The sequence below is a fragment of the Burkholderia sp. Cy-637 genome (assembly GCF_011753175.1).
Classification (GTDB): Bacteria; Pseudomonadota; Gammaproteobacteria; order Burkholderiales; family Burkholderiaceae; genus Burkholderia; species Burkholderia gladioli.
Genome location: NZ_VWWC01000267.1, coordinates 1 through 6,254, shown reverse-complemented (window position 1 = coordinate 6,254; position 6,254 = coordinate 1). Strand labels below are relative to the sequence as shown.

The 6,254-nt window shown below is 68.9% G+C and carries 5 protein-coding genes; all 5 read right to left on the bottom strand.

Annotated features, from left to right (window positions below; translation table 11 throughout):
• Nucleotides 1-139 precede the first annotated feature (139 nt).
• The gene (gene tssI / locus F3J10_RS33860; RefSeq protein WP_025098249.1) at nucleotides 140-2,026 is read right to left on the bottom strand and encodes a type VI secretion system tip protein TssI/VgrG; all 1,887 of its coding nucleotides are present in this window, start codon (nucleotides 2,024-2,026) and stop codon (nucleotides 140-142) included.
• A 37-nt stretch (nucleotides 2,027-2,063) separates the two neighbouring features.
• Nucleotides 2,064-2,285: a hypothetical protein gene (locus F3J10_RS33855; RefSeq protein ID WP_036054682.1), complete on the bottom strand. Its 222-nt coding sequence runs from the start codon at nucleotides 2,283-2,285 to the stop codon at nucleotides 2,064-2,066.
• Nucleotides 2,286-2,482: 197 nt separating this feature from the next.
• Complete coding sequence (locus F3J10_RS33850) at nucleotides 2,483-3,856, bottom strand: tetratricopeptide repeat protein (protein WP_167243901.1); 1,374 nt, start codon at nucleotides 3,854-3,856, stop codon at nucleotides 2,483-2,485.
• 90 nt (nucleotides 3,857-3,946) lie between these two features.
• Nucleotides 3,947-4,945: a TcdA/TcdB catalytic glycosyltransferase domain-containing protein gene (locus F3J10_RS33845; RefSeq protein ID WP_167243900.1), complete on the bottom strand. Its 999-nt coding sequence runs from the start codon at nucleotides 4,943-4,945 to the stop codon at nucleotides 3,947-3,949.
• A gap of 116 nt (nucleotides 4,946-5,061) precedes the next feature.
• Nucleotides 5,062-6,254, bottom strand: a 1,193-nt coding sequence (locus F3J10_RS33840) for an AAA family ATPase (protein WP_167243899.1), incomplete at its 5' end; no start/stop codon positions are given.

Genomic DNA, 6,254 nt, shown 5'->3' with positions numbered 1-6,254 from the left:
GCGAGCAGGCTCAGCGCATCGGCCGCGAGGCCCGCGTCGAGCAGCGCGCGCACCGCCGCGTGCGGGCTCATCGCCGCGTCCAGGCGCGCCATCGCGGGCGCGGCCAGGCGCATCTGGCGGGCGGCGTCGAGGATCGCGCTCACAGGATCATCGGCGCGCCGCCGCCCAGGACGGCCGTGGCCGTGCCGATCAACTGCAGGTTGGTCGACTGGATCAGGCAATCGGCCTCGGAGAGGATCTCCATCGCCGCGATCGAACTCATGTTCAGGTTCGCCTTGGAGTTGATCTCCATCGCGATGCCCGACATCAGGGTCACGTTCATCTCGCCGTTGATGGTCAGGTTGGTGCCCTGGATATCGATCTCGCCCGAGCTCTTCATGGTGATGCTGGCCAGCCCGGTGACCAGGCGGATCTGGTTGCCGGCCGTCAGCGTGTAGTTGTGGCCGACCTGCACGTCGTGGTCGTGCTCGGATTCCTCGCGCAGGTCCTTCTGCGCGTGCACCAGCACCTGCTCGGCGCCCTTGCGGTCCTCGAAGCGGATCTCGTTGTAGTCCTCGCTGCCGCCGCCCTGGTGGCTGCGGCTCTTCACGCCGCTCTGGGTCTTGTTGTCGGGCAGGCTGTAGGGCGGCATGTTGTCGGCGTTGTAGACGCTGCCGATGATCAGCGGCCGGTCCGGATTGCCGTCCAGGAAGCTGACCACCACCTCCTGCCCGACGCGCGGGATGAACTGCGCGCCCCAGCGCTTGCCGGCCCACAGCTGGGCCACCCGAACCGGGCAGGAATTGTCGGCATGCGGCTTGCCGGGGCGGCTCCAGAAAAAGCTCACCTGCACGCGGCCGTACTTGTCGACCGCGATGTCCTCGGGCGTGTCGCCATACACCACCGCCGTCTGCAGCCCGGCGATGCGCGGCTGCGGGGTGGTCTGCGCGGTGCGGAACGGCTGGCGGCCGCGGATCGCCTTGAAGCTGCAGCGAAACGGCTCCTCCTCGTCGTCGATGCCGCCGCCGGTCACGTAGTCGGGCTCGACCAGCCGGATCTCGGTCTCGGTGACGAGGTATTCCTGGTTCGCGTCGGCCAGCGGGAAATCCTTGAGGCGGAACAGCACGCCGGTGGCCAGGCCGCAGGCATCGGTGCTGCCCTGGCTGAGCAGCAGCGGCACGTTCAGCGCATCGGCGCGCACCTGCGCGTAACGCTGGCCGTCCGACTGCTTCTGGTCGTAGCCGACGTATTCGTAGGACCAGTCGTAAACTTCCAGGCCGCCGACGCTGGTCGCATCGGCCTGGTCGGTCAATTCCTCCGAGGCCAGCAGCGAGGCCTTCGGCTTCAGGTAGTCGTAGTCGTCGAGCTGCACGCGCGTGGTGTTGACCTCGCGCGAGCTCTGCCAGTCGCTGATCGAGGCCTTCATGCGCTTGCCGCGCTCGGTGGGCGGCGCATAGGGGATCTGCTCGAAGCTCGGCACCGTGGTGTGCGCGCCGAGCGCATCGGCCAGCACCATGGTGTGGCTGCCCTCGGCATGCGTGAAGAAGTAATAGATGCCTTCCTGCTCCATCAGCCGGCTGATGAAGTCGAAATCGCTCTCGCGGTACTGCACGCAGTATTCGCGCGCCGGGTAGCTGCCGCTCAGGCTCGGCTTGACGTCGCTGTAGCCCACGTCGTTGAGCACCGACTGCACGATCTGCGGCACCGTCATGCCGCGATAGATGCGGCAGTCGCGGCGGCGCGTCGAGAGCCAGGGCTTGGGCACCAGGGTGAAGCCATAGACCGCGTAGCGCACGCCGTCGATATTGACGAAGCCGCCCTGCTCCGCATCGCGCACGATGCCGTTGAAATAGCGCGTGTAGCCCTGCGGGCTCACCAGCTTGACCGTCATCGGCGTGCCGAGCAGCGCGCGCAGGTCGGCCGAAGCGTTCTTGCTGATCGCCTCGAGCCGATAGGTGAACAGGCGGCCGAGCGCTTCCTCGGCGCTGAGGTTCGAGAACAGCAGGCTGCTGCCGAGATTGGAGCTGAGCGTGATTGCGTGAGCCATGACGTGATCTGCGTTTCCTCGTTAGGGGGCGGGTCGGCTAGGCATCGGGTTCGACGCGTTCGAGCGCGTGCGCGAGGCACGGCGGGCGGCACGACGGCAGGCGGCTGGCCGCCGCGGCACGCTCGGGATGGGCCGGGCCCGCATCCGGGCTCGCGTGCACGGCATCGCTGGCGGCCTCGCGCCGTTGCCGATGCGCGGCACGCGCGCGGCTCGACGCGTCCAGCGTCCTGCATCCCTTGTCAAATTCGTCTGCCTGCATCGTTCGCCCTCCCGTTCCTGCCGCTTGCATGATTCGCAGGCGCGATTTGCACGCCCTTCGACAAGCAGAACGCCCGGCCACCGCGATCTATTCCTTCATCGGCCAGGGAAAAAATTCGCGACGACAGACAGGGCGGTACGCCATGGCGCACGTTTTTGGTGCGCGCGATGACGAGAACGTGACGCGCGGCGGCCGGCTCAGTGCGCGCGGCGCGCGCGAACCACGCCGCCGTCGACCCAGCGGCCGGCTTCGCGGCGCAGGGCCTTGGCCTCGAAATACACCTCGACGAAGCCGGCCCCGGCGAGCGCGGCATCGAGATAGGCGCGGCCGTGCCGATAACGGCCGCTCGGCGACAGCGCATGGCCGGCCGCCTCGCCAGCCAGGGTCTCGACGCTGAACGCGAAATGGCCGCCGGGGCGCAGGGCCGCGTGCGCGGCCGCGAGCAGCGCTTCCAGCGCGCCGAAATACACCAGCGTGTCGGCCGAGACGATCAGGTCCCAGCTTTGTGGATGCGCGTGCAGGAAGGCCGTCAGCTCGGCGTTGACGAGCCTGTCGTAGCCGCCGCGCCGGCGCGCCTGGTCGAGCATGCCTTCCGAGAGGTCGACGCCGCTCAGTTCGCGGGCATGAGCGCGCAATAGCGGCGCGCACAGGCCGGTGCCGCAGCCGGCGTCGAGGATGTCGAGCCCGGCGGCCTTGCCCTCTCCCTCGCGCTTGCCTTCATCCTTCATCGCCAGCACCGGCGCGAGCACGTCGACCAGCGCCTGCGGCGCGCGATAGCCGAGGTTCTTCACCAGTTGCTCGTCGAAGCTGGCGGCGAAACCATCGAACAGCTCGCGCACGTAGTCGTCGCCGGCGCGCGCGGGCGCCTCGGCCGCGCCGCAGGCGGCCAGCATGTGGCGCGGGATCGGATTGTCCTGCTCGCGCGCGGCCCAGTCGCGATAGACGGCCGCCGCTTCCTCGATCCGCTCCAGGCCGTAGAGCGCCATGCCGAGCGCCTCGAGCGCGCGCAATTGGCCGGCATCGAGCGCGAAGGCGCCGCGAAAGTGCTCGACGGCCTGCTCGACGTCGGCGCGCTCGCGCGGATGGCTGCACAGGAAGCGGCCGAACTGGTAATGCCCGCGCGCATCGGCCGGCATCCGCGCGAGCCAGGCCTGGTAGGCTTCGCGCGCCTGATCCACGCGTTCCAGCGCCTCCAGCACGATGGCGAGATTGCCGAGCGCCTGCGGATGGTCCGGCGCCAGCGCGAGGGCGCGGCGATAGCAGGCCTCGGCCTCGGCGTGACGCGCGTGTTCCTTGTGGATGTTGCCGAGGTTGCAATGCGCGTCGGCATGCAGCGGCGTGAGCCTGAGCGCGCGGCCGAGCAGGATCACGGCCTCGTCGCCGCGGCCGCGCTGGTGCAGCAGCACGCCGAGGTAGTGCAGCGCGTCGGGATGCGCGGGCTGCAGCTTCAGCACGCGGCGGTAGAGCGGCTCGGCGGTATCCAGCTCGGCGTTCATGTGCGCGTGCATCGCCATGCGCAGCGTCTCGGCCAGGCGTGCGGCCGCCGCGCCGGGCCGGGTAGCGGCCTTCATCGCGGTGCTCCGCCGCGCCAGCCGGGCACGTCGAACAGGGGCTGGCCGTCGGTCATGATGGTTTCCGTTCGCATCGGGCTTGCCTCGGCCTTATTGCAGCCAGTCGTGGAAGTACTTGTCCTGCACGCAGTACATCGGGAAATACCAGTGATCGCGCATCTCCAGCTTGCGCTCGTCGCTGAACTGGGTGACCGCGTCGCCCGACTTCGGCGTGACCGTCGCGCTGCGCGCCGCCTCGAAGCCGCTGCTCTTGCTGGCCACGCTCGGCCCGGTCATGCGGATCGTGCTGGTGCGCACGTCGTTGAAATACAAATCCTGCATCTGCTCGCTGGTGCGCATCGAGGTGAAATTCGCGTTGATCAGTTGGCGATAGGACTTCAGGCCCTTGCAGCCGGCATGGCTGGCGATGATCGAATTGCTGACCGGGGGCGGCGTCTGGCCGGAGAAGCTGCGGGCCCACCAGCTATCGTCCTTCCACTCGCTCTCCGAGATGCCGTTCCTCCACAGATGGCTGACGGCCGAGAAGCGCGGATAGGACTGGTGGCAGATCAGCGAGCCCAGCGGCGCCACGCAGTCGACGTCGGTATCGACATAGAGGCCGCCTTCCTGGAGCAGGATCTCGATGCGCAGCACGTCGCTCGCCGCGCCGAAGTTCGCGCCGCGATCGACCAGCTCCTTCTGGTAGATCGCCGCGTTCTTGCCCATCTTCAGGTCGCGCTGCACCTCGCGCAGCTTGATGCCGTTGGTCGCGCAGAAACTCGCGATCGCGTTGACCTGGGCCAGTCGCTTGCCGCGCAGCACCTCGCCGCGCTGGTTGAAGTGCATCGCCAGATACTGGATGGTGGCGGTATCGCCGCCCGCGCCGAGATTGCCGGCCATCGCCTTCCAGTCGTCGGGCGTGGCGGTGCCGCCGAGCTGCTCCTTGACCACGCTGCGGCGCTCGCCGGTCAGCAGCTGGTTGGCGTCGAACCACAGATTGATGGTCCAGTCGGGGTTCTGGCGCACGAATGTCTGGATGCAGGCGCGATTGCGCGCCGGGATGTCGCCGCCGATCCAGATGATGTGGACCTGCTTGGGAATAGCCTTCACGTCGAAACTCCTGGTACGGACTGGCGGCGGACCGAATGCGGCCCGCCCTGAAACCAAACGCGCGGGGCCGGCGGTTTATTCCGCCGCCCGCCCCGCGCGCGGCGGCAGCCCCGCGTTCAAGCCTGGGGCAAGGCCAGCGCCTCCGTGGCGACCGAGCCCGGCGCCGGCGCCTGCATGTCGAAGCGATAGGCGAAATCGCCGCGCTCGACGCCCACGCTCACGCGCGCCACCTCGCCGCCGTCGATCATGCGCGTGAGGAACTCGCGGCTGACGGCGGGCAGCATGGTGTTGGTCAGGATCGCGTCGATCATGCGGCCGCCCGATTCGCTCTCGGTGCAGCGGCCCACCACCAGTTGCACCACGGCATCGTCGTAGTCGAAGGGCACGCGGTAGCGCGCCTCGACGCGGCGGCGGATGCGCTCCAGTTGCAGCCTCACGATGCGCCCCAGCATCTCGGCGCTGAGCGGGAAATACGGGATCGCCACCAGGCGGCCCAGCAGCGCGGGCGGGAAGGCCTTCAGGAGCGGCTCGCGCAGCGCCTTGGCGAGGCCCTCGGCGTCGGGCATCAGCTCCGGATCGCGGCACAGGCCGGCGATCAGCTCGGTGCCGATATTGGTGGTCAGCAGGATCAGCGTGTTGCGGAAGTTGATCGCGCGGCCCTCGCCGTCCTCCATCACGCCCTTGTCGAACACCTGGAAGAACAGCTCGTGCACGTCCGGATGCGCCTTCTCGACCTCGTCGAGCAGCACCACCGAATACGGCTTGCGGCGCACCGCCTCGGTCAGCACGCCGCCCTCGCCGTAACCGACGTAGCCCGGCGGCGCGCCCTTGAGCGTGGAGACGGTGTGCGCCTCCTGGAACTCGCTCATGTTGATGGTGATCAGGTTGTGCTCGCCGCCGTACAAGGCCTCGGCCAGCGCCAGCGCGGTCTCGGTCTTGCCCACGCCCGAGGTGCCGGCCAGCATGAACACGCCGATCGGCCGGTCGGGATTGTCGAGCCCGGCGCGCGAGGTCTGGATCCGCTTGGCGATCGCCTCCATCGCATGGTCCTGGCCGATCACGCGCTCGCACATCAGGTTCGCGAGGTTCATCACGGTCTGCAGTTCGCTGCGCAGCATGCGGCCCACCGGGATGCCGGTCCAGTCGGCCACCACCGAGGCGACCGCCTGGTAGTCGACGCTCGGCAGGATCAGCGGGCTCTCGCCCTGCAGCTCGGCAAGCTCGGCCTGCAAGGCGCGCAGCTCGGCCAGCACGGCCGCGCGCGCGGCTTCGTCGAGCACGGCGGGCGCCGCGCCGTCGACGGCGGGCT

Bases quoted from the DNA above. Each gene is read 5' to 3' on its own strand.
- tssI (WP_025098249.1), bottom strand. From the start codon at position 2,026: ATGGCTCACGCAATCACGCTCAGCTCCAATCTCGGCAGCAGCCTGCTG.
- F3J10_RS33855 (WP_036054682.1), bottom strand. From the start codon at position 2,285: ATGCAGGCAGACGAATTTGACAAGGGATGCAGGACGCTGGACGCGTCG.
- F3J10_RS33850 (WP_167243901.1), bottom strand. From the start codon at position 3,856: ATGAAGGCCGCTACCCGGCCCGGCGCGGCGGCCGCACGCCTGGCCGAG.